Below are 24,448 nucleotides of genomic sequence, written 5' to 3' on the forward strand. Positions count from 1 at the left end.
GACTTCATGTTTTTCTCTTTGATCCACTGCTTGATCTGCTCTTTTGACATCATAAAAATCTCCCAACCTTTCTAAGACTAATTGTAGTTTAGAGGTTGAGAGTTTACACAGAATATTTTACAGACTCGGAAATTTTGATTTCGAATTTTCAGCCTGAATAATTGTTACTTTTATAAAATCGTTTGAAGTTTAAAAAGAAAATGTCCCTTACTATTGAAGGGACATTTTACTATTTGTTATAAAACCATTAATTATTCCAATATTTTAAAGGAGTTTGTCACTTTATCGATTGTCGAAGCGTATTTGGCAAGATCTCCATCCTGGCATGCAAATCCTATTGCATAGCCCGTTTTACCTTTTGCCACAACAGTCAATCTAAGAGCTATATTTACATTCTCTCTTTTTCCTTTCAATAAGATCTCAAGAGCTGAAAGGCCATTTACAGTTAGATTAGAAGTGTTTTGCACTTCAAGCCAAGGAGACCGTTTCTTCATTGTCTCAATAATTTCATTCTTATAGGTTTCCATGGGCGCCCGAGCTTCATCAGGCAACGAAGTCGACATTACCATAATATGTTCTGAAATAAAGTCTTCTTCACTCTCCTTTGGGGAGTTAAACGCAACACTACCGTCATTTGAATCTTCAACAACCGCCCAATCAATTGGGTAAGATATCGAAAACTTATTATTTTTATATTCTTTGAATTCAGTTGCCTTAACTGTTTCGTTTGTTTGGGAGCAACCTAACAGAAAACTCACCACAAAAAAACATTGAATCATGATTCTTAGATGATGTGGCATGTTCATTTTTATCCTCCAGAAAGTCAGTATTCGTTTACGATGATAATTATTTTAACAACTTCACTTGAAATGAAAGCTGGCAATTACCATTCTTTTTATTTTAAAGTACCACCTTGGGTTCTATATGCGTTAGCTCGTTCATGCGCTTCGTCTTGAGCCTTTTCTCGTTTTGCTTTATCTTTGATTTTTTCTGCCTCTCTATATTTTTCTTTTTGTATTTTTTCATTCAATTCTTTAATACGATCTATACTTGTCTCTCTACTTAACATACCGCCTTTTTCTCGTGCATCTTTAGCAACTGCTTTTGCTTTTTCCTTTCCATCTTTATCACCTATTCGGTTAGCGGCTTCCCAATCTACCTTTGCTTTTAGTATACGATCATTTTGATACGTTACATTATTTATATACTTATCAATCGCTTGTTTTTCCTTATATGTAAAGTCACGATAAGTTTTTTTATTACTTTGAGTTATATATTCATTAATTTTTTTACCTGACTCTTTAACTCGGCCTTTCTCTCTCTCAACATACTCGGCGAATCCTGGTGATACTCCAATCTTTGAATCTACAAGCGAAAGTACATGTATGCCGGATTATTTTGTATAATGGGGATGATATGGCTCGATTGCACTATCCATACTTATCGTAAAGCGAGGATTTTCACCATGAAGAAAAAACTTGTACTGGTTCTAGATGTTGAAATAGCAGACAAAGCTGATATGCAGCAACTGGCCGATTCGATGTCCACAGCAATCCAATCCGTGGAAGGGATTGCCTTGCAGGATCTGGTTATGTTTGATAACGATGAAAACAACGCTGACAAGCTAATTGCGAACATAAAAAAAGAAATGGCCTAAAAAGGAGAACAGTCTGGTGTTTCTCGTTTATGTTCTGGCTTACTTGATCGTTGCTCTCCTTTATGGATTTTGGACGATGAAAAGCCAACAGCTCTGGATTCGACTAACAGGAAATTCCATCGTTCACCTATTTATTGCTGCAATCGTGAGTCTTGGTTACTTTTTTGTGTAAAGAAGTGGCTATGACCTGTAATGGGAGATGAGTGTATGGATTATCAAAAATTGAGTAAAGAACTGTCCTATGCGCTTCGTCATGCCCCCCATGAATATGAACTTGAATTAGACGAACAAGGATGGGTACCTATCAAGCAATTGCTTATGGCCCTTCATGAACAGCGCAAGTGGCGAGGGGTTACCGAAGAAGATCTACATACGATGATTACGTTATCAGAAAAAAAGCGCCATGAGATCAATCAAGGTAAAATTCGCGCACTCTATGGACATTCAGTGCCGCAAAAGGTTCAAAAGGAAGAAAAAGAACCGCCTGCATATCTTTTTCACGGCACGCCGCAAAGATTCCTTAATTCTATTTTGGCAAGCGGACTTGTTCCCAAAGGAAGACAGTATGTGCATCTGTCTGAAGACGTCCAAACAGCACAGCAGGTTGGGAAAAGACGAGACGATCATCCGGTACTTTTACGAATCGATGCGAGACAAGCTTGGCAAGATGGTGTGAAGTTTTACCATGGAAATGAGCTCGTTTGGTTAGCAGATCATGTACAAAAAGAGTATATCTCTGTCTATCAGAAGTAGCTCGATTTGCTCGAGAGGAAGCACACAGCATGGGAAAGACTCGCAGTCGAACGCGGGTCTTTTTTGTACCAATGAGCATAGTAAGGAGGTGAAAGTGGTATGGATTTGTTGTTTGCTTTTCTACTGTTGACAGGACTTTTTGCAATCTACGACGCGATTCGGAGGCTGAACCAGAACATCGTAACGCAAGTGGATCAAAACCAACGGATCATTGAACTCCTGAATGAATTGAAGAGAAAGCAGTGAGGTAAAGGGTGAATGAGCGTGAGTGCGTAGTTGTCACGATGGAGTATCCATGGTAAGACGGCTAGATATTTTGGAATCAGGACGGAGATAACAAAAACCGCCGTATTGTATTTGTCTTGTTCGTAGTCAATATGTGGCCTTGATCATAAGTCCAGGACCAGCAATTATCGTTTTCCCCATCGTATTCAAAGGGTTTCAGCAATCATACCCGTTCTAAATCGTTGATAAAGTGATGAGGTCCAGGTCGCTGTAAAAGGAAATGCGTTCAGAAATTTTCAATCCAGTTCACCTTCGATTTTACGCTTTTTCATAAAGATAAAGAATACCGTCGTCGATCGACCAACTACATAATGAACGCCTCCAATCGCTTGTTTGCGAAGGTAAGTATTTTTCGAGGTCATTTACGATTTTTTCCCAATTTTTATCACTATCATTAATCTCGATGAACTCGCCGAATACCAAGTCAAAAACGAGATAACCCATTTCATACTCAATGCAATCGATTTTATAGTAAGAAACACTGTACACTTCGTCCCAGTCGATCTGAACAGGTTCAGCATGTTCGTAGTGGATGGAAATTTGATGGGGATCAACAGTGAAATTCAAATAGAACCAACTCCTTAGCTGTTTAATTGAAGTATACCTGCTGGAGTGAAAGTTTTCCAGAAAGGTGTGGGGAGCTGGTGGAACTAATAGACCAACTATTTTGGGCTAGATGATCATCAACCTTGGATCCTTGATTGGCATATTGAGAGCAGACAGAAAGTTATTAAGTGATGAGTGTCTAGTGGGCTTTTTAATAAATGTTCACTAAAATCGGCAGCTCATTAGAAAAGGGGAAGTGTTGATGAGTACGTTAGAAAAAGCGATTGTAATTGCAACCAATGCACATACTGGACAACTTGATAAAGGTGGAAATCCTTACATACTTCATCCATTAAGGATAATGATGAAGATGCCAAGCAAGGAATCGATGATCGTTGCCGTCCTCCATGATGTACTGGAAGACACAGAGGTAACGAAAGAAGATTTATTTCAAGCGGGGTTTTCAAATGAGATTGTCGAGGCTGTATTAGCTGTTACCAGAGATGAAGACGAAACTTATATGGAATTTGTCAAAAGAGCAAAACGCAACCCGATAGCAAGGCTTGTTAAATTAGCAGATCTGGAAGATAATTGTGACTTGAGCCGTATTCCAGATCCAAAACCAAAAGACCATGAGCGGTTGTTGCTTTACAAAGAAGCCATTAAAGAATTGCTCTCGACATAAACGTTTAGGCAAAAGCTCCAATTTACTTGCCCACCCCCTCTATCTTTTCCTACCCTATAACCAGAGGGGGAGAGAACATGTACGCATGCAGTTATTCCGGCACGGTGCTCGGCATAGACGGAATGGTCGTCACTGTAGAAACAGACATAGCAAATGGTTTGCCTCAATTCGATTTGGTCGGACTGGGCGGTTCAGCAGTAAAAGAAGCGAGAGATCGTGTTCGTGCTGCCTTGCGCAACGCAGGCTACGACTACCCAATGCAGCGGATCACTGTCAACCTGGCACCAGCAGACCAGCGCAAGGAAGGTTCAGGCTTTGACCTTGCTATTGCCTTTGGAATTTTACTAGCCTCGAAGCAAATGCTCCCTAGACCAGAGAGAATCCTTGTTCTAGGAGAGTTGGCATTAGATGGTTCTCTTCGCCCTGTAACGGGTGTACTCCCCATCCTGCTAGAAGCTAAAAATGCAGGATTTACTCACGTGATTCTCCCCAAACAAAATGCAGCGGAAGCACGGCTCGTCGACATTAGCGTATTGGCTGCGAGTAATCTGGAAGAGGCCGTGAACTATTGGAAAGAAGGACTTCATAGTAAAAACTCAGGCTATATTTCTCCCGAATCAGAGATAGGCAAGACAACTGCAAGCCAGCTACCCCCGGACTTTGCCAATGTTTACGGTCAGCAATTTGTAAAACGTGGCTTGGAGATTGCAGCAGCTGGGTTTCATAATGTGATATTGGTGGGGCCCCCAGGTTCAGGGAAAACTCTTTTAGCCACTTGCCTACCTGGTATCATGCCGAACATGACTATTCATGAATCGTACGAAGTGACGAAAATATACAGTATTGCTGGTCAATTAAAGCGGGAGAGTGGGCTTGTCGAGGAGAGACCTTTTCGTTCCCCGCACCATACGATTACCGCTACAGCCCTAATTGGCGGCGGTGCGCAAATCCCACGTCCCGGAGAGTGTAGCTTGTCTCACGGTGGGATTCTCTTTCTGGATGAGATGCCAGAGTTTTCTCGGCATGTATTAGAGGTACTGCGTCAGCCGCTTGAATCAGGGGTTGTCACGATTGGACGATCTAAGCAGGTTTTTACCTTTCCTGCTCGGTTTCTGTTAATCGGTTCGTGCAATCCTTGAGGTTGAAGATAATACCCTTGGAATATCATTTAAAAAGGAAACACCGTACTCCCCTTTTATGGACATCGAAGATGATAGTCCTGGTGGCCGTCTTAGAGCAGCACGTACAGCAAAACAAATGTACTTGGTTGATCTTGCCGCTGCCACAGGATTGTGTACAAGAACAATTGGATTAGCAGAAGCTAATAAATTGAAAGTTTCCCCTCCTAGCCTAAGACGACTTTCCAAAGTGCTTGGTGTATCAGTTGCTTTTCTCGGTTGTTTTGAGAAACTGCCGGAATCAAGTTTAGGGGAACGTATTATTAAAGCTCGATTGTACTATGGGTACACAAAGAGAGAATTTGCTGCGCTTTTAGGTATAAGTGAACGCACTCTATACGAATGGGAACATGACCGTAAGATTCCACCCCCGACACCCTTAAATGACCTATCGAAGTATTTGGATATAATAATGAAGAAATAGAATAAAGCGGCCCTACTGAAATTTGAAGGGCCGCTTTATTTTTGCAAATAAATCTTTTAACCTTTCTGAACTTGATAGGTACTAAACGAAGAACCGACTTAGTAAAATTGACTCCTCACGGAACAAAAGTTGAATCTTAGTCAAATAAAGAATTTGCATCGTGTACCCGCAGATTCCTAATACGAATCACAGTAAAAAACCCGTCTCCTCAAAACAGGGGCGGGTTAGCTATTTCTTGAACACATTCTGGCATGTCGTTCTTTGGACTGCCAACCATTGCTGGAACAGGGTAGGCTTTCATCTGTTCGTGATCATATGGTACAAGCATCGATTGTGGATGTCCTTGACCACTTCGTTTGGTTTGGTAGTGATGATTGTACAGGTGAGGAGTTTATTACCTTCTGGACTCATCCAAGTATCAAATAGGCCAGCAAAAGCAAACAGTTCTTCTATCTTCATTATGATCCGCATCGGTTTTACGTTGGGTGTGAGACAGCCGGATTACTCAATCAATTTATCTAACTGCTTTGCAAGTTCTTCATAACAAGATTTCATACTTGTAATGGATATATGACTATACCCATAGTTGCACATAGTAGTGAAATAATGTAATCCTCCGTCGACTAAAGCGTGAAGGAAGGAGTATTTTGGTAACTCAATTTCTAATTCAATGTTGTTCATTTTAACTACAGTAAATAATACCTTATCTTGATCAGTGTTTTCTAAGGAAATAATTGCTTGGTAGTGTACAGTTTCTTCTGTTGCTTTCGAGTCTGTCGCCAAAAAATCCTCAATTAAAGAAGCAAAAGAGCTCCAGAGTGATAAGTCATAATAGGTAAAATCAAAAATAACTTCGTCATTGAACTTTATTAGGATTGCTTCTCGAAAAAATTTCTTATATGGTTTAAAGTATTGCTTCACTACGAGTTCGTTCCGAATATCTATAAAGGAGTGTTCAATATTTTCTAGGATAACGCCTTTATGTATATGGTCAAGATTTAACTCTGAAGCTATTACACTGTTCCCTTTTAATAAATATGTATGAACGCTAAACATGTTTCTCCTCCAATATTATATATAGAATGAAATAGCCCTAGGAGGAAAACTAGGGCTATTTTAGTTACTCAAATATTAATCTTCGACTTCATTCCAACCATATGGATAAAGAGTGGTGATACTGTTTCCACTTACTACTAACTTATATAATTGACCATCGTGGTAACCAACATATCCTTTTGGCCTATAGTTGCCCTTATCAAGCCGCTCTTTCATCCATTGAGAGTTCTCTCTGTAATCAATTACACTTTGAATGATCTCTTCAATATCTCTCATGGAAGTATCGGGATTAAACATTGATAGAGGATCACGATCGTAACCATTATAGTCACCTGTCCAATATTCTGGATGGTGTCTTGAAAGTATGTGTGTCATTCCATAGTCATCTGGATCGCCATATTCGAGGTCAATATACTCGCCTTTATACCCCTTTAATTTGAATGTTTCTAAAGTTGTGCCAGGTACAACGTCGCCACTCCAATCTCTATCAGCATTTTTTGTCTGTCGGTAATAACGATTATCGACTTCTTTTTTTACATAGGATTCTTTTACTTTTTCATAAGCTTCTTCCACTTTGTTTTTATACTTAATGTACATGACACCTGCTCTTACTATGATTAAAACAATTGGAATTAAAGGAGCAACTCGTACTTGTGCTTCTTGTATTTCCTCTTCTTTTGTTACAGTCTCTTCTTCTGTTACAGTCTCTTCTTCTGTTACAGTCTCTTCTTCTGTTACAGTCTCTTCTTCTGTTACAGTCTCTTCTTCTGTTAGCTCGACTTGTTGACTCTTCTTTGCTAACTCAGGAACTTCGACTCGCTCTTCTGCATAAGCGGCTGCAGTTGGCGATAGAATTGTTACGGTAGCTAAGGATAAAGCTAATACTAAACTATTTGTCTTTTTAAAAAAACTCACAATTTCACCCCTGTAATAATTAATGAGAGATTTAGGTGAACACCATTTGCATGCATGCTTTTGAAATTATATTAAATAAAGGTGTAATTGGCAATATATAGATATAAATATATAGTTATTTTATGATGTCACATGGCAAACTGGCTTGTGTTGCTACTTCCCAGAATTTTTGAACCAGTTCATGTTTAAACTCAATTAGTATAGTTTTCGCTCTATAAAAAATTACTCCCTGGATTTCCGAAAGAGTGTCATTTGCTTTAACTCTATCTATATAGGAAAATAGTCGCGCATCATTTACCACTTTTCTCCTGAAATAGGGTATTATCTGAAGTGTACCTTATACAAAAAAGTAGAATCGGTGATGAATAATGCATTTTCGGCTATTAACTAGGGACGAGCGAATCGATTATGATATTTGGCAAGGTAGATATCAATTTTATTATGCGCGAATCGAAAAACCGTATAAAGAAGATCACCCGGATTTCAAACTATATACCTTTAAAATCCGAAAACCTACTGGTGAGGTAATAACTTCTGAGTTACTAACACAAAGTTTCACTAGCTTGGATAATTGTCGAGAATTTATCTTCAAGTGGATAAAAAAAGAATTAAAATCGCTAAAAACAAAGGCATTATAAACAACTATTTTAGATCTTCACTAAATACCAAAGCCCTCCCCGGACTGTTCCGAAGGAAGGCTTTTGTAGTTACTGGCTCTTTTCTGATGTACCAACTGAATCCCCTGCATCCTTCTTGATACGCTCTGCATCCACGAATCCTTCAGTCACCATGTACGCGACAACAGAGCCGAGAGCCATAATCATGGCAGTTACCTTCGTAATCGTGTCACCGTTCATTCCAAACAGCACCAGCACGCTCGTGATAAAGGCAGCTAATGCCATCCACAGTTTTCGTGATGAAAGTTTTCGTTTAAACTCTTCGCTCATGATCTACATCCTCCTCTGGTTGGACAAGAAAATCCGCTGTGTTTGTTGCCCGGTCTGTCAGCACAAAAATAAGCCAAGACATGTCTTCCAAGACTGCCTGTGGCTCTGTTCGTAATCGTTTTTTCCACTCTTCTGCGTTGTTTATCAAGGCTTTGCCTTCTGTATCCTTCTTGCTGGTAAGGCTGTCCAATGCCTTGTCTGCGAGTTGGAGCTTCCACGGTTCCAGTGCTTTCACTGTGTCTTCATCTCCTCTATCCACAGGTTTATCAACAGATTGGTAATATTCTCGCAAATACGCTACAGGGTCGGTATGTGTACCAAATCCTTTGCGTCTAACCTCATAGTGCAAGTGTGAGCCCGTGCTGCGCCCGGTGCTACCTTGCAGTCCGACAACATCGCCACACTCGACCCGGTCGCCAACCTTGACGGATGCACTGTGTAGATGGGCATATATGTGTGTGCAGCCGTTCCGATCTTTAACAGCTACTACAATTCCAAAGCCCCCGTATCCTGATCCTTTTACACCTTCTTTTGCGTGCGTGACGACACCAGTAACAAAGGCACGGATTGGTGATCGATGTTTTTTAACCAGGTCAATCCCAGTGTGGAATACCTGCTTGCTTGTGAATGGATCTGCACGCAGTCCATATGGGCTGGTTACACGGTATCCTTTGAGCATCTCGTCCACTTTAGACACGTGCATCGTAGTCCTCTCCTTCCGTGTCATGCTCACTGGAACGCGGTTTGCGGTACTCTTGCACGGCTCGTACACCGAACACGCCGCCTGCAACCGTCATTAGGACTGGAGCCATCATATCCAATAGAGCAAGGTAGCCCGAACTAACAGGTTTACCTAGCAACGACAAAATAAGCCCAATAGCTACGAAAAGAAAAAAGACAGTGCTTGCGATCAAAAGAAGATAGTCCTTCTCACTGACGCCATCTCTGTCATTTAGGAACGTTTTCATACCGCCATCCCCTTCCACAGCAATGATATTGCTCCAAGAATTAGCGCACCAATAACCGTACGCCAGAGCCATCTTTGATTATCAGCAACTTCGTTCAATCGATGATGCGCTGATTTCCCATATTGAAGAGCTTCATTCGCTTTCTCTTTCGCCTCTTCCGCAGTAGTACGAACATCGGTCATAGAGTCCAGTTTTGTCTCTACTCGGACAATCCGCTCGCGGATATCAGATAGTACCTGCATCTCGTTGTTTGACATGTGCTCATCCTCCTCTCCCCCTGTGGGCAATAAAAATAACCCCGCTAGGAACGAGGCTGGCTCACAGTCTTGATGATAAAAAAACACCCCCGGGTTATCCCGAGGGCCGTTGATGGTTACCGCACTTCATGTGTGATAATATTTGACTTTCCTTGATTCTCTCCCCCAGTAACGACAACACGAAATTGATAGGTTTTTCCTGGCTCTAACTGAGCGACTCTTGCCATATGCATGGGAACTCCATTATAGGTGTATACCCATATATCCACTGGAAGGTAGGCACCTTCCCATGTATTTCCGTTATCAGTGGACTGCATTATTTTTTCTGACTCTGCTCCCTGTGGAATCGAGTAGTAAAAGTTAACGTACCTACCATAAGAAGCGCTATTTCCAAACGAATCTAATTTAACATCATTAATCGGTTTCGTATCGCTATTCTCGTCTTATATCCATATGGACTTTCGAATCGAGCCTACACCGTGCGGGCGACTTTCATCGCACACGGCGTTCCATCAACGAATAAGAAGTTTTTTACAATGGGCAATTTTATCGTAAGCCATATGTTTCTCTTCGTCTGCTATCCAAAGTTAACCCAGATCATCGGAAAAAGGAGCCGCGTCAGCAGCTCCCCATGAAAAAACGCCCTCCTAATTTGGAAAGTCGTTATGCCAAAGGCTTACCGTCTGTACCAAGACCTAATGCTTCCAAGTCAGATTTTACATCTGCTTGGAGGTTCACTGGAATCTGTGCAAAGGTACGGCGACCGTTAATGATCAAGCTCACGCATACTGTTACCATCGTCTCTTCACCTCCTTTCAGGCATAAAAAAAGAAGCCATATCCATAGTCGTTTCAGCATCTCTGCTCCTCCTATGCGGGCTTACTTGGGTTGTGGTTGTGAAACCATTTCGTATAGTTGTAAGACAGCCTCTTGCGTATCCAGGTTGGCTTGTTTGTTTTCAGAGATATCATTCTCCACTTTCTTGAGCCGATCTTCTAATGGCGATGGAACATCATCGACATACTCATACCACAATTCCTTGGTTTGCGGGTTGAAATATAGCTTTGCATCTTTTCCAGCTTTCCGCTCTACTGCTGGTAATCCCTCAATCAATAAGCCTGTCCGTAATAGCTCCTCTTGCGTCTTTCCTAATCCTTCTGTTGGATCGAGAGGATTGTAGTGAATGAAGGTTACAAAAGCCTGCGCTTCCGTTTCTTTCTCGATTTGAATGTAAATCATGAAAAGATTCCTCTCCTTTGTTAGCCCACTGTAGGCCAAGATAGATCGAAAAATCTAATGACGTAATTGTTGTAAAGAATCGGATATCCGTTGCCCTCTATCCCAATTACAGATGAATGAGCTACTCCTGGTATTTTATATGTAGCTCTCCTTGACATGTCTTTGTTCAAAGCAATTAATACCAGATTTTTAGTGTCGTCGTCGGCGATATACAAATTGTCATTGGCGTCTTTTACGAGATTTGAGCCATATCTGAAACCTTCCATCCCGTATGTTTGTGTGAATGTTAGTAAATCTTTGTCATACTTAACGATCGAACCACCATTTGAGAAGTAAATACTGCCATCTTTTGTAACTACGCCCTTACCTCTAGCGTCGCCGATTGATCTACTTGTGATTAGGCTACCATTTAGGCTTATTTTATACGCTTTGTCCGTGAATACATACAACGCGTCAGTGCCTAGTGCACTTCCAAAAAGGCTTGAACTACCTGTTGAGTATTCCCACCGTTTGACCCCCGCACTGGTCATGCTAAAAGCCTTTCCATTTGAGCCAAGTATATAGAGATTATCATTGGCATCTATGTGAATATGTAGGCCGCCTCCCATCGCTGTGTAGTCTGTGAAATTACCATAAGAATCGAATTTCCGTACCTTGTTATATGTGAGTACCCATAAATTTTCTTTAGAATCTACTACCGCATCCTGTATCCCGTCTGACATTTCAATACTCCATTGGAGGATGCCCCTAGTCATTTCCCTTTTTTCCAGTACGCTCGTGCCATTGGTCATATACAGGTAAATGTTATCCTTACTTGGTACAAAAAACTTTGTGTAACCAGCCGTAACGCTCCAATAATATTTTTCTGTCCATATCGGATTACCTAGATTCATGTTTCGCAAAACCGCTGTACCATTAACACCGAAAATGTTCTTTCCGGCTACGATGTTACCAGATACTAAATCAGGATCGCCTTCAACAGAGAATGCTTGATAGTACCCACCTCCAAAGTTCTGTCTTGCAGTTGTGGGCATAATTACACCTTTTGCCCCGTGGTTTGGCATTGTTCCTGTTTGTTCGCCAGCATCGTTTGAAAAAGTTTTCCCTACTAAAACATCACTTGGGATTGCGTTACCTGTCCCCCCTTCACCCTGTAGAATAAAATTTCCTGTTGTGGCGTTGTATCTAAAGGTGTAAATACCATTTGCTTTCAGGTTGGTTGCATCATTTCCGTTAGCCTTTTTTAATGACTTCGCCCCGAGATTGTTGATATTGATTGTCGAAGCTCCTGCCTTCGAATCCGAGTGGAGTTTTAGTACAACTTCCATTCCATCCGTATATCCGCTAGGTTGTGGGGAGAAAGAAATCACATAAGCATTGGCTGTACCTGTTGTGACTCCATATAACGGGTGCTTTTTGTTGTCATTAACGTGATTGTCAAAATTGAGTTTAGCAGCAGCCTTTTCCTGCAATTCTTTCAAAACAAGATAGGCACGATGAAACAGCCAGTTAAAATAATCTGCTGGCGGTTTATCAGCTGGAGCCCATCCACTTACTTTTTTGCTTTCTGGTGGCTCCGTTCCAGGAGCCAGCCACTCTGGAAGTTTTTCATTGAACGACATGGGGAATCACTCCTTTAAATCGGCAGATCAGAATCATCGGAAGGAGTATAGGCATAGCCAAGTGTTCCGCCGATAGTCCCCTCCAAATTGGAGAATCCGCGATTTTCATCTACTTCTGTCTCGCTTCCGCTTGCAAATTCAAACGTTCCTGTGAGCTCGATTTCTCTGACGCGTACCCCGGCAACTACTGTTTTTTGAACCAGCCGGACAAATTGCCCAGGCGGCATTCCTGCCTGATTAATGGCTTCGATAGGTAACCGGATGATGCTGATTCCTGCCGGCTCGGGATCAACTGGATCATTCCACGTCTCTTTGATCTCGATCTTACTAGGGTCAGTAGAAAGCGCCAGCGCTAGAATGCGAATGATTGTATTAATGTCCCCCGTGGATAGGTTACGAGCGATTTTTGACTTCAAAAGGATACGGTAAACCTCATCAGTGGCCACTCCACGGGGTTGATTGACGATGGTTCCAATATTGTCTAAAGTGGTGCCTTGTGCCTCGTCAATGTCTCTCCACGCGCGGATCCGATCATGCGTTTCTTCCACCTGCCGGATCTGTTCTGACAAAATGGAAAAGAGTTTGCCGAGAATACTGGTTGGATTCTTCTCGAACACATCCATCAGCTTTTGAAGAAAATCATTTGTGGTAATCATGATTGAATCACCACGCTGATTTTATTGAAAGATGTCTGGGCCACTTGGTGCGGAGCAATTGCGATGTTTCCTTTCGTCCACACAGTGCCGTCCTTGCTCAGCTCAACGATCAAGTCAGTGATTCCTGTCACTTCTGTTCGAACAGCAACGAGAGCAGAGTGGATGATTGGCATGCCCAGATTCAACCCTGTATAGATGATTCCATCCTCGTCTTCCCCGCCGATGTATTTGATCGCCGCTGTTTTTATCAACGAAACCCCATCGGAAGGGAAGGAACTCGACCTTACCACTGTGATTCGCAAGTGAATAGGTACTTCAATGGCATAACTGAACCTTACGGTGTGTTCAAATCCTGCGTCATCTTTTACGGTTTCGGTCTGATTGCCATACGGTTCGATCCCTCCGGCTTTGTTTTCAAAGATCGCCTGGGCAATCTCTTTGGGATCTCCACCAAGCACGTATACTTCAATTGATTTCGGAGGCCGGCCATCGCTGTCAGTAACATTTTTGTAGTTCTCAACGACTGCTGCAGCTCGTACGCCTGTAACTTCCAGCATCGCCTTTCTAATGGCCGGAACCGTTGCTTTCCCGCGCCCCTCAGAAGAAATAGAGAAACGCTCTCGAAATTCGAGAGGAGTCTCTAGGTTCCGTCCTTTGGTTGTCGGTATGGGATTGGTCACTCCCGTGATATTGCCATTAGGATTGACGATGGTCGTAATCGTCCCAGCTGGTTTATTCCCAGAAGCTCCCGGCTCCACCGCTTGAATACCAACCGTACCAGAACCATCTTCACCAATGGCGGCAGAATCTGTTGTCTCAAAGACGATTTTCCCATCCGAAACGCGAAATCCCTTGTCAACGATATAGCCAGGAGTGCCTGTAATCTGAAGAATCCCTCTTGCTTTCTCGGCCTGCAACCGTTGTATCCCCGAATAAGGACCGAGTTGAAATAGACTAGCTCCTTGCGCTGTATGGGGGTAGGCGCTGTTGTACACATCTTCTATCACTTGCCAAAGATTGGAGAGAAACCAAGCAAAGAGCCGCAAAATGATCCCTAGAGGTGAGCGCTCTGATGTGTTGACCTTCTCCCCAAAAGCTTCTTTCGACTTGGCTTCCATCTCTTCGAAGAGATCAGCAAAACGTTTTCGCTTGAAGCCTTTTTCATCAAGCATTGACTGTCACCACCTCGTTGATCATGTTTCCGTCGATAGTTGTGGCAGTGAATCGCACTTCCATTTCCCTCTTTTTAAAATCCATGGAAAATTCGATGGATTCTACTGTTTTTATCCGTGGTTCTTGAAATAGTCCTTGGCGGATCTCTTCGCGCATCTCCTCTTCTGAGAGTTTTTTTCCAAGAAATTTTCGGAATGTAATGCCCATTTCCGGGTTCAGAAACCACTCTTTTTTGTTGGTTCCGAGCGTAATGGCGGCGCATTGTGCGATTTCTTCGGGTCCTTCAACCGTCAGCAGCTCGCCATTTTCATCAAAGGCTAGATCACCGTTCACTAGTTTCAAAGAGAGCAAGGGAACACCCCCACAATTACCGCATCGTTTCGATGATGAATCCGCTGGCTGCTCGGTTTGGTTACCGATCCCGTTAACGTATCTCGAATCTGTCGATCTGCACATACAACAAAGACGACATCACCACTCTCCAGCTCTGGGTAGTGGATCTCTGGCGGCGTGACATTATCGATATGTTTCTTCATTCCTAGAGCCTGAACATTTTGAATCGGGCTAGGAGGTTTGTCTGTTAGCTGCAACAACGGTTGAACGACTGCAATCCCTTTCTCCTTGTTATACGAGATTACGCTGCAAGGGAAGGCTACACTCATTTCGGCAAGGCGCTTTTGGACCAGTCCGTCGATCAATTTGGCCAGATCTCCTGCCGGATCTATTGTCATGGTAAGATCGCCTCCACTTCTGTCGTAAAGTCTCCTGCTCGGCTAAAGGTATGGGTGCCGCTGCGCACGTGTACACGGCCTTGAAAGTCCTTGCAGGTCAGATCCACAACTGAGGCGGTTGTGATCCGGTACTGCAATTGTGACTTGATGTTATAACCCTTGAATTTTTCCTCTTCAAAAGGTTCTGGGGAACCAATAAGCCCAGTTTCTATGGAAAGAGCAAAAACATCATCTGCTCCACGGCGAAGATTCCGGACATAGAGCTTCCCTTTGTTAATATAGGCGGAGGTCCCGCAATCTTTTGCTACCTTGCCAATAATGTCTGTAACTTCCCCGCTGGCTGTATACCCTTCTTCATAGCGATAGTCCTGGTTGAGGTCAAATTGAGCAATGGGAAGACCCAATATAGCAGCCATTTGTTTTAGGATGTAGCTTCCTAAGGTTCCCTCCGCGTAAGCGATGTCCTCCACCTTCCGAGAGGAAAGGTCTTGGGAATCCAAGACGTGAATGCTTGTCACTGCGTCCACGCCCTCTCGCTTGGTTATCACCTTGGAAACAAAGCCGTGAAGAATCACACCAACGTCTCCACGGTAACCAGCATTGATCATAAGTGTATCGTTGCGTTTAATTCGGCTGATCGTGTCTTTTGATAGGTTCCATAGCTTGATTTCGCTTTCGTTGGGTAACAGGTCATTATCAAAAGGTATGGTGCCCTCCATATTGTATTTGTCCATGGAAAACAACATGTTGCCGACCATCACCTCGACCACCCTGCCGAAGTTTTTAGCCATCTGAATCACCTTCAAGTACGTACAAAAATACGGTTTCCTCCAGTGTTGACCAAGTTACTTCCTGTGTGGTGCCAGACAAATCGAACGGGATAATTTCCTCTTGTGGGAACCGGTGATCCTTGCTATCCGTGAAGAGTGGAACGCCATACACCAATTTGACTCCTGTAGCCAGAAGCTCTCCGTCACGTTCCAAGTCAGCTGTAAAAAAGTCAAATTCGCTGTTGTAATGGATTTCGAACGTAAAAACCGCATCGCTGAGAGAAATCTCAAAGCGATACGGTATCAAGCCCTTCTCAATCTCGATATATTCCATTCAGTCACCTACTCGGCCCAAGGACTACCTGCCTTAAATTTCACTTTTTCAACCTTTTTGTCTTCCTTTTTGTCTCCCTTGCTCTTCTTTTTCGTTTGTTTCCGTCCTGAACTGATGACTGGAGCTGCTGCCGCCTTGATCGGGATTGGTAGGGTTTCGACATAGGACGATTTCGCAATCCGAATTTCCTTGAGAGACAGAGAAAAGGAAAAACCGTTCGCAACCTTGTAGTCGTGTTTTGTACTCAACGATTGAATAACACCCGTAAACAAATTGCGACCCATAAATTGTACAGTCTCGCCATTGTCACCCAATGCAATTAGCTTCTCACGAATCTGAGCAGCATCTTCTCCCACGATATAGCCACTCACATCCATGGCCCTTGGCTTTCGTTGGACGTGATCGCTTGTATCAATTCCATCCTCAACAGGTTGATCTGTCACATCGAAATCATATTTTGGATCTTCGCTTTCTGCTAGGACATACATACCGTTAATTGTCGCCATTATGCTTCTTCCACCACCAAGGAGACACCCAATCTACGCGCGGCGCTCTGAATGATTTCTTGTAGGGTAGGTTTTAGCTCGGTTGCAATGGCAGTTCCCGTCTGCTTCGCGTCAGCACCACCCGTTACGTCAAGTTTAATGACGATTTCCATTTTCATAGTTCCGCTAGTAGCTCCAGGTGAGGCTCCTGCCACGGTTGCTGGCGGCAGACTTGCTGCTGGCGTATCGTAGGTGTGAGGTGCGGTTACATCATCGGCAAGACCTGTGGAAGCAGCCGCTACCCGAGCTTGTGTGTTCTCAATCCCTTGCGCCAATCCTTCCCCGGTGAAAAATCCAACTTCCATCATGACCCGTGAAGGGGAATGGATACCCAGAATCACCTTGATTTTATCGGTGATGCCGTCCCCAATGGCTTTCATCTTGTCCATGAGGGCTGTTGCCATCGATCCAATTCCATCGATCATGCCTTGGATGATGTTTCGGCCTATTTCGAACAGGTTGATTCCGGAAAGAAACCCGGTGACTTGATTCCATGTGGACTGGATTTTCATCCAAATGGTAGTTCCGGCATTGGAAACAGTGGTGACGATGTTATTCCATGTGTTGGTGAGGTAATTCCAAATCCCCACGAATATAGCAACAGTGAAAGCCTTAATCTGATCCCAATATTTATAGATCAGAGCTGCCACCCACACAACCGGGCCACCAAGAATAACCAAGATGGTCGATCCCCACGTCTTGAAGAACTGAACGATACTATTAAAAATGTTGACCGTCCACACCTTGAAAGCTTGCCATTTCTGTGCCAACCACGGACCGATAGTCCCCCAATTCTTGAATATCAGGATGATACCCGCAATCGCAGCTCCTACAAGTAAAGCAATCGCAATGATTGGTAGAAACGGAGCAACCATGGCCCATCCAGCGACAGCAGAGGCCCACATGGCAGGAACCATCGCCCCTACGAGGATTGCTGCAATCCCTCCAATGGCTGGGCCGAATACATCAATATGCTGAATAAAGAAGCCTATCCCTTTCGACACTTCCATGAGGATCGGAAGAAGAAACTGCCCAATTGGAATAATCAGGCCCGTTTCAATTTGCCGTCCGATCAAAGCAAGGGCTTGTCCAGGAGAATCAATCTTAGCTTGATTGAGTTTGTCCATGGTGTCCTTCGTCTTGTCGAACTGCTTTTGAGCCGTCCCCATTGCAGCAATAATAGGGGCTTCTAGGTCCTCAAATTGGGTACCCATCAGGGCTACCCCTACCGTATTTCTTTGTACCGGGTCCTCAATTGCAGCAATCATTTGGAGGATTTGATCGAAAGATTTTTTGGCTTCTGGCCCACCCCTTGCGAATGTCTGGGCCATCTTAGCAGCGTCTAATCCGAGCATTTGAAACGCTTCTGTTGTGGTCTTCGAGCCATCTTTTGCCCGGATATTGAACTCTTTGACGGCGTCACCCACTTTGTCCAGGTTAAATGCACCGTTTTCAGAGCCGGCTGCCAGTGTGTCGAACATTTCCTCTGCTGTGAAACCAAGCGCTTTAAACTGGTTGGCATATTCGTTCGCTGTATCAAGGAGATCGCCAGACTTATCGAGCCCTTTTTGCTGGGCTTGTGCAAGTAAGGTAAACGAATCTTTACTCGTAACACCAAATTGCTCCATCATTGTGTCGGCAGCTTTCACCGATTCATTGACTTCTTGACCAAATGCATCCCGCATAAGCAACGCGTTTTTCGTCGTTTCTTTTAGAGCGTCACCAGCTTGCCCCGTGATCGTTTGAACTGTTGAAATAGAGCTGCCAAGATCATTCCAGTCCTGCCCGAAGTTCTGAGCGTATAACTCTTTTGCAACTTCTTTTGTAGCCATTATCTGGTCATTGGTAGCACCTGTAGCCATTTGCACTTGCGACATGGCTTGTTCGAACTGTGACGCTTGATTAACGGCAGCAAGTCCAAATCCGGCTAATGCGATCCCTGCGGCTACACCAAGCCCAATGACACCTGCTTTTGTCTCCTCAATTTGATTTTGGGCATCTTGTAAGCCTTTGTTCGAGACTTTAAAGCCAACAGCAAACATTAAATTGCTGATTACACCCACTTATTTCACCTGCCTTTCGGCAACAAAAAGAGCGCCCGCTAGGACGCTCACTACTTATCTATTTCTTTTTTCTGTTGCTCGAGGTGAATGTCCAGCGCTGCATTTGCTTCGGCAATATCCTCATCATCCATTTTGTGCAAATCGCTATAGGTGATGTTCATATCCGACAAAAGCAATCTCCAATATGACCATCGTTCTCTAGCTCTCTGTTCTGCTTCCTGTTTCTTGATCATGCTTGTCACCTGCTTGCTGGTTGTCGTCCTGGTCTACACCCGAGATAAAGGCATAGGCAGCGTTAATCGTCTCTTGGTATTCCTGATAGTCCCCAAAATCGTCAATTTTCATTTTGGGTTGAACAATCACATGCTTCAGAATTTCTTCGGAGAGTCGCTCTTCCATCACGACTCCATGTTTGTTTTTGCTGCTATCGTTGATTTTTGATACCATGCGCACACCTGGATGCTGAAAAACGTAGGTATTTCCTGCTTCTGATGTGAATTTTTTTTGTTTGAATGCACTCATTTTTGATCGTCTCCTCTATTGTTCCTCGATTTTATTTATTGCATATCGATATCAAGGCACTGGATTTCGTACTCACGGTCTGCTGCTTCATTTCCATAGGTGCGAGTCGCTGGCTTGACCACATAGGCTTCTGTTGCTGTTGTTGTCTCTTTAGGTGTTCCAGCATGAATGACACTCACCGGAACCAATTTTCCAGAATTAGCGAGCTTATCCAAGTAAGCCACTTGCGGACTGCTTGGAAGCAGCGTAACGGTAATGGTTGCCAATGGATTATTCACTTTGGTACGAACAACATCACCTTGAGCGCCCACCTTTGTTTCATAATTGTTTTCGGCTTTTTCAATCTCGATCATGTCCTCTGAAAATCCTGTCAGATAAACACTGTCTACCGTCACGGTAACGTCCTTTGGATCATAGGTTGCTGCCTTACTCATTCATTCTCATCCCCTTTACAGAACGATGGTTCCTTTGACTTTAACGGTATGGATGGCGCCAGCTAGTTCGAATTGGAAGGTGCCATCGTTATACTCGCGTTTCTCCCGATCTGCTGGGTCTACTTCTGACCGAGACTTAAAACGGGTACTAAAAATAGCCTGTCCGTCATCATCGTGGGCAATCATCCCATTCAGGTCAGCGCGTTTTAAGATGGTGCGAACCTCGCCTTCCAGTTGAGCAATGCCTGTATTGTCATAACGAATCTTAGGGGAACGATTCAATAGTTTCTGAATGGCGTATTGAATGCTGAAAACCAAGTAGTCGCGCGAATGGATGATATCGATATATTCGCCGGATACTGTTTTCCCCTCGCTAGTAACATCATCACCAGCTTTCGTCACATAGGTATTTGCTCCAGCTTCGTGAATGGCCATTAACTCTGTTGTGCTAATATCGAGGACCTCTATCCCTTTGAGCGTTTTGAACTTCCATGTGATACTCCCCACTTCGGCAGAGGCGCAAGCACCTAACCAAGCTGCTTCCGGGTAATTATCTGTGGTCGTATGATAAAACATGGTTGTTCGTGTGTACTTCTTTGCTTTGATTGCAGCCAAGTCTTCGAGGTTCGATGAACTGGCAAAGAACTGACGGGAGTTATTTTGCTCAATAGCATCCGCAATCGTCAGGATGTTCGCTTTCTGGCTGCTTGTAGAAACGAGAAAATACCAATCTTTTTCGAAAATCTTGGGCAAGAAGTCTGCCAATGCCTCGCCTTCTGTTTTATGCAACATGACGGCGATCTCTGCCGGCGAATTATCTCCTTGATTCAACAAGGAAAATGCCGCTTTATAAACCTCCGAGGTTGGCGCGAAATCTTCACGTACTGCGTCAAGATCGTAATAAGTCTTGTAATCCATCCCTGTTGCGCTGGAACCAATAATTAATGGCTTTCCGAAACCTAACTTGGGAGTTGGTCTTTGAATATCAATGGTAACGGTAACATCACTCTTAACCGCCAAAGCCTTCCTCTCCTTTCACATTTGCTTTCTCAATTGCAATAAACTCACTTACTGTCTCGTCAATGGTGCGAAATGTTACATCAAAGCCTTGTCTTCGCTCCCAATCATCTACGATCAGGACGTCTCGATTCTCGATTGTGCCTATCTCTGTAACAATCACGTTGACTCTATCTTTCAATAGCTCACGTCCATCTCGCTTCAGCCAATCTCGGGCTCTTATTGCGTTTTCAATACTGGTTGCTTTGTCGTCAGCGTAAGACAAAAAAGAGACGGTAAAAGAAACCGTCCCTACATGTCGAAGATTATTCCCTTCCTGGTATTCGATTGGAAAGCCGTGTGCATCTTCTGGACCTGAGAAATCATAGGTCAAGAAAGCGTGTTTAGGCATGTCTCCGCCGCCGTTCATTTCGATAACAGGTAAAGAAAGATGTGCTGTTAGTGGTTGTACAATAGCCGATCGGATGGCTTTAAACGGAATCACGGGCAACCACCTTCTTCAAGATGTACTTGTTTACATCACAATAATCTCGATCTTCAGGAGGATGGGCCGTGTACTGCACGCCGCCATACTCAATAAGGTCACCAGCAGCATGTTTGTTCGTGGTGTATAAGGTTCGATCATTTTCAGTGTACTTGCCGCCTTCTGCCTGTGTCAGTTTCGTGTCGATAGGTTGGATATGACCTTTGTATTGGATTCTTGTTGGTTGAGCCGGTGTCCAAACACCATCTGTGTCATGTGAACCGCCTGTTCCTGGTCTGACAAGGAGATAGGGCTTGTTGTATTTGCGTATCATGGGAGCAAAGCGAAACCTGATCATCACGCTCACTTCCTCTCCACAATGGTATAGGTAATGGCGTCTCTAAGTTGCTGTTCTTGAACCAGTAGTTTGTTCTTTCTCCCCTTTTTTCGAAGTGCATAGCGAGGAGACAGAGGTGGTGTTCGAATCTTGTCAAAGTTGTTGAGTGTTTTTTCTTGTCCAGTGCGCCCGATTTTAGTAAGCAGTCCCTGTGCTGTCTCATTCCCCTGTACGAGTGCGTTTACCCCTTGTTTTGCCAGCTGAGAAATGGCGCGTTGCGATTTTCTTCGACCTGTACCAATGAAACTGCGTGCGGGAATCTTGGCTTTCATCGAGCCGTATTCATGGATTCCAGCAATCATCGCTAGTTCTTCATTACCCTGGGCACCAATATGGGCTTCTGTCTGAGTCAATTCCGCCAGCTTCTTGATGATGTTAGGTAGATAAGTCGTTTCTGTGACCTCTACATTTGCCCTTTTAGCTCGGGTTTTCTTAGCTTTAGCCATGTTGAATCATCCCCATCTTTTGAAAGGATTGACTAAGCTCTTCACTGCTGCAGGTAGCCCTTCGCCTTCATTCGCATAGGAAACAGCCAGATCACCAACGCGTTCCGAAGTAACTCCAGGAGTACGCATAAGAGTTTGGCAGAACAAAACGCATGCCAATTCCAAGGATTCGGGTAAAGTCTGAGGCTTTTCTGGTGTAGCATCACTTGGTAGCACATATCCAGCTGTGTAAGTCAGGGTGATCTGCCGATCTGATGCTTTCCAACCGTCTCTTCGGAAAAGAATCCCTTTTTCTGCGACCGTTTCGTAGTCAAATACATCGACGCCATCGATCTGTACCTTGGATACCTGAACAATCGGGTATCCTTCCAAGAGCAGGTCCTTCCCTCTAGTTCCATCATGTTTTCTATCCTTGTATTCCTGTAGACGGAACGACCTGCGGCAGTAAGTTTCAATAGCCGAGGTGGCTGCTGCAAGGTAGAGAGCCAACTGACCGTTGTCTGTTTCATCATCTGCTGAGATCCCAAGCAGTGACTTGGCTTTATCAACGGTGGTCAACATTATTGTTCACCGTCAGTTTTTGGATCCACTTCTGTGGTATCGGCATTCAGAGCTTTCAACGCCTCAATGGCGTTCTCTTTCCCTCTCACCTTGTCACCGTTTGGTAACTGATAGTATCCGCCTGCCAGTTTTTTCAGGCCGTCCAGATCAGAATCATCGTCTTGTTGCTCCTGCTCCTGAACCTCCCTACCAATGACCTGCTTTTCTCTCAGTTGTTCGGCTCGATCATCATCTGCTTCAATAATGTCGCCAGCTTTGACCAACTCGTCAGTATCAATATCAATAAAATCAGATGTAACATGGAATTTCTTCATGTTCATACCCTCCTAGTAGAGAAAAAGGAGCCAGTCTCGGCTCCTTTTACGCTTTTGGAATATCGAGTGCGACATATGGACTTACCTTTGTCACGCCATCTTCCAGGGTAAGTGGAGCAATAACCCATGGTTTGCCATCCACATTCCAGAACGCTTTGATGACGGTCTTGTTTTGCTTGAAGTAGACATGCTCAGATGCAGCAATGTATGGTCCAGACCCGTCTTTGATCAGGTAGTAGGAAAGATCGGTGAGTACCAAATCACCTTTCTGCCCTTTAGCCGGTGTTTTGCCAGTGAATCGGATCGGAATGCCCATCAGTGTTGCTGGAATCCCTTTTGTGGCATTACCTTGGATGAAGATGTAGTTACCAGCAGGGTCCTTCATTTTCACCAGATCAGGCATGATGGATTGGTTTGCGACCCAAAGTGAGCTACTTGCAGAGTCTGGTAACAAGTATGCCAACATCTGTACGACATCATCATAGGTGACTGTATTCGCTGTGGCACGATTTACAGCGAGGGTTCCTGCTGCACCGACCACACCTGTTGGTTTGTTCGTTCCATTTCCAGTCAAGAAAGCAATATCTTCTGCAGCCATCATGGCTTTGGTGAGCAGAGAACGGATGAACGAATCAGCTGCAGTCCAGTTGCGCAACAATTTGTCCGTTACAACGGTAGTGGCTGCCACTTCGTGCGGCTGCAAAGCGACCTCTTTCAAAGCTCCGCCTGTATCCGGTTTTTCTTCACCCTCTCCGATCCAAGAAACTTCTACACCACCGAAAACGCCCTTTGTTCCTTGATCTAAGGCAGGCATCGTGATTTTGGTATCTGGTGCTTCTTCACCTGCAGGGATTACTGTTGCACGAGAACGAACAATAGCAGCTTCTGGACTAATCATCAAAACATCAGGACGGAATTCAACCGGAACAGCATAACCGCCTTCGCCTCCTGTCCCCATAGACCATTGGTTCAAGACTTGACTTGGCAAGATTTGAGCGCGGAACGCGTCTGGCACCTTGTAGCCACCGCCTTCACCTTGACCTACAGGAACTTCTGCCAGCCGGCCTTTGGTATCTCCAAAACGAACGGCATTAATAAATTCGCCCAAAGATGCGAAGCCGTTATCGTTTTTTGGCTCAGGCTGCGTTGGATTTCCACCGAAGACAGCGCTTGGACGATATGGCTTTTCTGTTTGATTTTGAAGCGATGCAGCTCGAGCCGCTACGGTACTTTCCCGCTGTGTTTGCTTCTCTTTTGAGGCGATTTTATTGTCTAAATCAACAATGTCGGTCTCAAGTGCATCGAATTCTTGGTCCTCTTCATTGGTCAGGTCACGATTGTTATCCGCTTTTGCTGCTTCCAGGATTGCACTTTGACGTTCGATCTTTGTGGCGCGTGCTTGCAACAAGTCTTGCAGGGTAGCTTCTGCAAAATGCTGCAGATTCAAGGGGAAAGCAAAGGACAATGCATTCGGTTTGGTCATTTTCATA

At 44.0% G+C, this 24,448-nt stretch carries 36 protein-coding genes and 2 pseudogenes; 7 read left to right on the plus strand and 31 right to left on the minus strand.

The window, feature by feature from the left end; translation table 11 throughout:
• Positions 1–251: 251 nt before the first annotated feature.
• A complete protein-coding gene (locus M3630_RS11945) occupies positions 252–806 on the minus strand; it encodes a PsbP-related protein (protein ID WP_251252239.1) in 555 nt (184 codons plus the stop codon).
• A gap of 89 nt (positions 807–895) precedes the next feature.
• Positions 896–1,069 carry a hypothetical protein gene (locus tag M3630_RS11950; protein WP_251252240.1) on the minus strand — a complete coding sequence of 58 codons (174 nt, stop codon included), beginning with the start codon at positions 1,067–1,069 and terminating at the stop codon, positions 896–898.
• Between the two features lie 396 nt (positions 1,070–1,465).
• Between M3630_RS11950 and M3630_RS11955 the strand changes: the two genes are divergently transcribed.
• From M3630_RS11955 to M3630_RS11970, 4 genes are all read left to right on the plus strand, one after another.
• Complete coding sequence (locus M3630_RS11955; RefSeq protein WP_173608040.1) at positions 1,466–1,657, plus strand: hypothetical protein; 192 nt, start codon at positions 1,466–1,468, stop codon at positions 1,655–1,657.
• Between the two features lie 16 nt (positions 1,658–1,673).
• A complete protein-coding gene (locus tag M3630_RS11960) occupies positions 1,674–1,829 on the plus strand; it encodes a hypothetical protein (protein WP_251252241.1) in 156 nt (51 codons plus the stop codon).
• 35 nt (positions 1,830–1,864) lie between these two features.
• Positions 1,865–2,410 (plus strand): RNA 2'-phosphotransferase, encoded by a 546-nt coding sequence (locus M3630_RS11965; RefSeq protein ID WP_251252242.1) that lies wholly within the window; start codon positions 1,865–1,867, stop codon positions 2,408–2,410.
• 99 nt (positions 2,411–2,509) lie between these two features.
• Complete coding sequence (locus M3630_RS11970) at positions 2,510–2,656, plus strand: hypothetical protein (protein ID WP_237898611.1); 147 nt, start codon at positions 2,510–2,512, stop codon at positions 2,654–2,656.
• Between the two features lie 297 nt (positions 2,657–2,953).
• On the opposite strand, the gene M3630_RS11975 is transcribed toward M3630_RS11970, so the two are convergent.
• A complete protein-coding gene (locus M3630_RS11975; RefSeq protein WP_251252243.1) occupies positions 2,954–3,262 on the minus strand; it encodes a hypothetical protein in 309 nt (102 codons plus the stop codon).
• A gap of 241 nt (positions 3,263–3,503) precedes the next feature.
• Here M3630_RS11975 and M3630_RS11980 point away from each other — a divergent pair, with 241 nt between their 5' ends.
• The 3 genes and pseudogenes from M3630_RS11980 to M3630_RS11990 all read left to right on the plus strand — a co-directional run bounded on the left by M3630_RS11980 (position 3,504) and on the right by M3630_RS11990 (position 5,528).
• Positions 3,504–3,926, plus strand: coding sequence for an HD domain-containing protein (locus tag M3630_RS11980; RefSeq protein WP_237898615.1), 423 nt, complete (start codon positions 3,504–3,506; stop codon positions 3,924–3,926).
• A gap of 77 nt (positions 3,927–4,003) precedes the next feature.
• Positions 4,004–5,062, plus strand: a pseudogene (locus tag M3630_RS11985) (YifB family Mg chelatase-like AAA ATPase); the annotation flags it as partial.
• A gap of 121 nt (positions 5,063–5,183) precedes the next feature.
• Positions 5,184–5,528: a helix-turn-helix domain-containing protein gene (locus M3630_RS11990; RefSeq protein ID WP_251252498.1), complete on the plus strand. Its 345-nt coding sequence runs from the start codon at positions 5,184–5,186 to the stop codon at positions 5,526–5,528.
• A gap of 208 nt (positions 5,529–5,736) precedes the next feature.
• Here M3630_RS11990 and M3630_RS11995 read toward each other — a convergent pair.
• From M3630_RS11995 to M3630_RS12130, 28 genes and pseudogenes are all read right to left on the minus strand, one after another.
• Positions 5,737–6,005 (minus strand): annotated as a pseudogene (locus tag M3630_RS11995) (SOS response-associated peptidase family protein); the annotation flags it as partial.
• A gap of 24 nt (positions 6,006–6,029) precedes the next feature.
• A complete protein-coding gene (locus M3630_RS12000; RefSeq protein WP_251252245.1) occupies positions 6,030–6,584 on the minus strand; it encodes a hypothetical protein in 555 nt (184 codons plus the stop codon).
• 75 nt (positions 6,585–6,659) lie between these two features.
• The gene (locus tag M3630_RS12005) at positions 6,660–7,499 is read right to left on the minus strand and encodes a hypothetical protein (RefSeq protein ID WP_251252246.1); all 840 of its coding nucleotides are present in this window, start codon (positions 7,497–7,499) and stop codon (positions 6,660–6,662) included.
• A 707-nt stretch (positions 7,500–8,206) separates the two neighbouring features.
• Complete coding sequence (locus M3630_RS12010) at positions 8,207–8,446, minus strand: hypothetical protein (RefSeq protein WP_251252247.1); 240 nt, start codon at positions 8,444–8,446, stop codon at positions 8,207–8,209.
• Positions 8,430–9,149, minus strand: coding sequence for a M23 family metallopeptidase (locus M3630_RS12015; RefSeq protein WP_251252248.1), 720 nt, complete (start codon positions 9,147–9,149; stop codon positions 8,430–8,432). Before M3630_RS12015 ends, M3630_RS12010 begins: the two co-directional genes overlap by 17 nt.
• Positions 9,136–9,414 (minus strand): hypothetical protein, encoded by a 279-nt coding sequence (locus M3630_RS12020; protein WP_251252249.1) that lies wholly within the window; start codon positions 9,412–9,414, stop codon positions 9,136–9,138. The genes M3630_RS12015 and M3630_RS12020 overlap by 14 nt, the downstream gene beginning before the upstream one ends.
• Positions 9,411–9,671 carry a hemolysin XhlA family protein gene (locus M3630_RS12025; protein ID WP_251252250.1) on the minus strand — a complete coding sequence of 87 codons (261 nt, stop codon included), beginning with the start codon at positions 9,669–9,671 and terminating at the stop codon, positions 9,411–9,413. The genes M3630_RS12020 and M3630_RS12025 overlap by 4 nt, the downstream gene beginning before the upstream one ends.
• Before the next feature lie 663 nt (positions 9,672–10,334).
• The gene (locus M3630_RS12030; protein WP_251252251.1) at positions 10,335–10,469 is read right to left on the minus strand and encodes a CD1375 family protein; all 135 of its coding nucleotides are present in this window, start codon (positions 10,467–10,469) and stop codon (positions 10,335–10,337) included.
• Positions 10,470–10,550: 81 nt separating this feature from the next.
• Complete coding sequence (locus M3630_RS12035; RefSeq protein ID WP_251252252.1) at positions 10,551–10,910, minus strand: hypothetical protein; 360 nt, start codon at positions 10,908–10,910, stop codon at positions 10,551–10,553.
• Positions 10,911–10,930: 20 nt separating this feature from the next.
• Complete coding sequence (locus M3630_RS12040; protein ID WP_251252253.1) at positions 10,931–12,532, minus strand: hypothetical protein; 1,602 nt, start codon at positions 12,530–12,532, stop codon at positions 10,931–10,933.
• Positions 12,533–12,546: 14 nt separating this feature from the next.
• Positions 12,547–13,188, minus strand: coding sequence for a hypothetical protein (locus M3630_RS12045; protein ID WP_251252254.1), 642 nt, complete (start codon positions 13,186–13,188; stop codon positions 12,547–12,549).
• Positions 13,185–14,360: a baseplate J/gp47 family protein gene (locus M3630_RS12050; protein ID WP_251252255.1), complete on the minus strand. Its 1,176-nt coding sequence runs from the start codon at positions 14,358–14,360 to the stop codon at positions 13,185–13,187. Before M3630_RS12050 ends, M3630_RS12045 begins: the two co-directional genes overlap by 4 nt.
• Positions 14,353–14,712: a contractile injection system sheath initiator gene (locus M3630_RS12055; RefSeq protein WP_251252256.1), complete on the minus strand. Its 360-nt coding sequence runs from the start codon at positions 14,710–14,712 to the stop codon at positions 14,353–14,355. Before M3630_RS12055 ends, M3630_RS12050 begins: the two co-directional genes overlap by 8 nt.
• Positions 14,700–15,092 carry a Gp138 family membrane-puncturing spike protein gene (locus M3630_RS12060; protein WP_251252257.1) on the minus strand — a complete coding sequence of 131 codons (393 nt, stop codon included), beginning with the start codon at positions 15,090–15,092 and terminating at the stop codon, positions 14,700–14,702. The genes M3630_RS12055 and M3630_RS12060 overlap by 13 nt, the downstream gene beginning before the upstream one ends.
• Complete coding sequence (locus tag M3630_RS12065; protein WP_251252258.1) at positions 15,089–15,883, minus strand: phage protein; 795 nt, start codon at positions 15,881–15,883, stop codon at positions 15,089–15,091. Before M3630_RS12065 ends, M3630_RS12060 begins: the two co-directional genes overlap by 4 nt.
• Positions 15,876–16,196, minus strand: coding sequence for a phage baseplate plug family protein (locus tag M3630_RS12070; protein ID WP_251252259.1), 321 nt, complete (start codon positions 16,194–16,196; stop codon positions 15,876–15,878). Before M3630_RS12070 ends, M3630_RS12065 begins: the two co-directional genes overlap by 8 nt.
• 8 nt (positions 16,197–16,204) lie before the next feature.
• Positions 16,205–16,702 (minus strand): phage baseplate protein, encoded by a 498-nt coding sequence (locus M3630_RS12075; protein ID WP_251252260.1) that lies wholly within the window; start codon positions 16,700–16,702, stop codon positions 16,205–16,207.
• Complete coding sequence (locus M3630_RS12080) at positions 16,702–18,804, minus strand: phage tail tape measure protein (protein ID WP_251252261.1); 2,103 nt, start codon at positions 18,802–18,804, stop codon at positions 16,702–16,704. The genes M3630_RS12075 and M3630_RS12080 overlap by 1 nt, the downstream gene beginning before the upstream one ends.
• Before the next feature lie 50 nt (positions 18,805–18,854).
• Positions 18,855–19,037 (minus strand): hypothetical protein, encoded by a 183-nt coding sequence (locus M3630_RS12085; protein WP_251252262.1) that lies wholly within the window; start codon positions 19,035–19,037, stop codon positions 18,855–18,857.
• Complete coding sequence (locus M3630_RS12090; RefSeq protein ID WP_251252263.1) at positions 19,003–19,326, minus strand: hypothetical protein; 324 nt, start codon at positions 19,324–19,326, stop codon at positions 19,003–19,005. The genes M3630_RS12085 and M3630_RS12090 overlap by 35 nt, the downstream gene beginning before the upstream one ends.
• A 35-nt stretch (positions 19,327–19,361) precedes the next feature.
• Positions 19,362–19,760, minus strand: coding sequence for a phage structural protein (locus M3630_RS12095; protein ID WP_251252264.1), 399 nt, complete (start codon positions 19,758–19,760; stop codon positions 19,362–19,364).
• Positions 19,761–19,775: 15 nt separating this feature from the next.
• Complete coding sequence (locus M3630_RS12100) at positions 19,776–20,780, minus strand: DUF3383 family protein (protein WP_251252265.1); 1,005 nt, start codon at positions 20,778–20,780, stop codon at positions 19,776–19,778.
• The gene (locus M3630_RS12105; RefSeq protein WP_251252266.1) at positions 20,770–21,261 is read right to left on the minus strand and encodes a phage neck terminator protein; all 492 of its coding nucleotides are present in this window, start codon (positions 21,259–21,261) and stop codon (positions 20,770–20,772) included. The genes M3630_RS12100 and M3630_RS12105 overlap by 11 nt, the downstream gene beginning before the upstream one ends.
• Positions 21,248–21,598 carry a hypothetical protein gene (locus M3630_RS12110; RefSeq protein ID WP_251252267.1) on the minus strand — a complete coding sequence of 117 codons (351 nt, stop codon included), beginning with the start codon at positions 21,596–21,598 and terminating at the stop codon, positions 21,248–21,250. Before M3630_RS12110 ends, M3630_RS12105 begins: the two co-directional genes overlap by 14 nt.
• Positions 21,599–21,603: 5 nt before the next feature.
• Positions 21,604–22,083 (minus strand): phage virion morphogenesis protein, encoded by a 480-nt coding sequence (locus M3630_RS12115; RefSeq protein WP_251252268.1) that lies wholly within the window; start codon positions 22,081–22,083, stop codon positions 21,604–21,606.
• Positions 22,084–22,089: 6 nt separating this feature from the next.
• Complete coding sequence (locus M3630_RS12120) at positions 22,090–22,644, minus strand: phage head-tail connector protein (protein ID WP_251252269.1); 555 nt, start codon at positions 22,642–22,644, stop codon at positions 22,090–22,092.
• Positions 22,644–22,958, minus strand: coding sequence for a hypothetical protein (locus tag M3630_RS12125; protein WP_251252270.1), 315 nt, complete (start codon positions 22,956–22,958; stop codon positions 22,644–22,646). The genes M3630_RS12120 and M3630_RS12125 overlap by 1 nt, the downstream gene beginning before the upstream one ends.
• Positions 22,959–23,004: 46 nt before the next feature.
• Entirely contained in the window at positions 23,005–24,447 is a 1,443-nt protein-coding gene (locus tag M3630_RS12130; protein WP_251252271.1) for a phage major capsid protein, read from the minus strand.
• Between the last annotated feature and the right edge of the window lies 1 nt (position 24,448).

This window comes from Brevibacillus sp. MER 51, assembly GCF_023714195.1.
Classification (GTDB): Bacteria; Bacillota; Bacilli; order Brevibacillales; family Brevibacillaceae; genus Brevibacillus.

Coding starts and splice junctions, on each gene's coding strand:
- M3630_RS12000 (WP_251252245.1), bottom strand. CDS start 6,584: ATGTTTAGCGTTCATACATATTTATTAAAAGGGAACAGTGTAATAGCT.
- M3630_RS12110 (WP_251252267.1), bottom strand. CDS start 21,598: ATGATCAGGTTTCGCTTTGCTCCCATGATACGCAAATACAACAAGCCC.
- M3630_RS12045 (WP_251252254.1), bottom strand. CDS start 13,188: ATGATTACCACAAATGATTTTCTTCAAAAGCTGATGGATGTGTTCGAG.
- M3630_RS12075 (WP_251252260.1), bottom strand. CDS start 16,702: ATGGCGACAATTAACGGTATGTATGTCCTAGCAGAAAGCGAAGATCCA.
- M3630_RS12020 (WP_251252249.1), bottom strand. CDS start 9,414: ATGAAAACGTTCCTAAATGACAGAGATGGCGTCAGTGAGAAGGACTAT.
- M3630_RS12085 (WP_251252262.1), bottom strand. CDS start 19,037: ATGATCAAGAAACAGGAAGCAGAACAGAGAGCTAGAGAACGATGGTCA.
- M3630_RS12115 (WP_251252268.1), bottom strand. CDS start 22,083: ATGGCTAAAGCTAAGAAAACCCGAGCTAAAAGGGCAAATGTAGAGGTC.
- M3630_RS12070 (WP_251252259.1), bottom strand. CDS start 16,196: ATGGAATATATCGAGATTGAGAAGGGCTTGATACCGTATCGCTTTGAG.
- M3630_RS12025 (WP_251252250.1), bottom strand. CDS start 9,671: ATGTCAAACAACGAGATGCAGGTACTATCTGATATCCGCGAGCGGATT.
- M3630_RS12065 (WP_251252258.1), bottom strand. CDS start 15,883: ATGGCTAAAAACTTCGGCAGGGTGGTCGAGGTGATGGTCGGCAACATG.
- M3630_RS12035 (WP_251252252.1), bottom strand. CDS start 10,910: ATGATTTACATTCAAATCGAGAAAGAAACGGAAGCGCAGGCTTTTGTA.
- M3630_RS11945 (WP_251252239.1), bottom strand. CDS start 806: ATGAACATGCCACATCATCTAAGAATCATGATTCAATGTTTTTTTGTG.
- M3630_RS11955 (WP_173608040.1), top strand. CDS start 1,466: ATGAAGAAAAAACTTGTACTGGTTCTAGATGTTGAAATAGCAGACAAA.
- M3630_RS12030 (WP_251252251.1), bottom strand. CDS start 10,469: ATGGTAACAGTATGCGTGAGCTTGATCATTAACGGTCGCCGTACCTTT.
- M3630_RS12090 (WP_251252263.1), bottom strand. CDS start 19,326: ATGAGTGCATTCAAACAAAAAAAATTCACATCAGAAGCAGGAAATACC.
- M3630_RS12095 (WP_251252264.1), bottom strand. CDS start 19,760: ATGAGTAAGGCAGCAACCTATGATCCAAAGGACGTTACCGTGACGGTA.
- M3630_RS12125 (WP_251252270.1), bottom strand. CDS start 22,958: ATGAAGAAATTCCATGTTACATCTGATTTTATTGATATTGATACTGAC.
- M3630_RS12010 (WP_251252247.1), bottom strand. CDS start 8,446: ATGAGCGAAGAGTTTAAACGAAAACTTTCATCACGAAAACTGTGGATG.
- M3630_RS11970 (WP_237898611.1), top strand. CDS start 2,510: ATGGATTTGTTGTTTGCTTTTCTACTGTTGACAGGACTTTTTGCAATC.
- M3630_RS12060 (WP_251252257.1), bottom strand. CDS start 15,092: ATGACAATAGATCCGGCAGGAGATCTGGCCAAATTGATCGACGGACTG.
- M3630_RS12015 (WP_251252248.1), bottom strand. CDS start 9,149: ATGCACGTGTCTAAAGTGGACGAGATGCTCAAAGGATACCGTGTAACC.
- M3630_RS11990 (WP_251252498.1), top strand. CDS start 5,184: ATGTACTTGGTTGATCTTGCCGCTGCCACAGGATTGTGTACAAGAACA.
- M3630_RS12130 (WP_251252271.1), bottom strand. CDS start 24,447: ATGAAAATGACCAAACCGAATGCATTGTCCTTTGCTTTCCCCTTGAAT.
- M3630_RS12050 (WP_251252255.1), bottom strand. CDS start 14,360: ATGCTTGATGAAAAAGGCTTCAAGCGAAAACGTTTTGCTGATCTCTTC.
- M3630_RS11980 (WP_237898615.1), top strand. CDS start 3,504: ATGAGTACGTTAGAAAAAGCGATTGTAATTGCAACCAATGCACATACT.
- M3630_RS12040 (WP_251252253.1), bottom strand. CDS start 12,532: ATGTCGTTCAATGAAAAACTTCCAGAGTGGCTGGCTCCTGGAACGGAG.
- M3630_RS12120 (WP_251252269.1), bottom strand. CDS start 22,644: ATGTTGACCACCGTTGATAAAGCCAAGTCACTGCTTGGGATCTCAGCA.
- M3630_RS11965 (WP_251252242.1), top strand. CDS start 1,865: ATGGATTATCAAAAATTGAGTAAAGAACTGTCCTATGCGCTTCGTCAT.
- M3630_RS11950 (WP_251252240.1), bottom strand. CDS start 1,069: ATGTTAAGTAGAGAGACAAGTATAGATCGTATTAAAGAATTGAATGAA.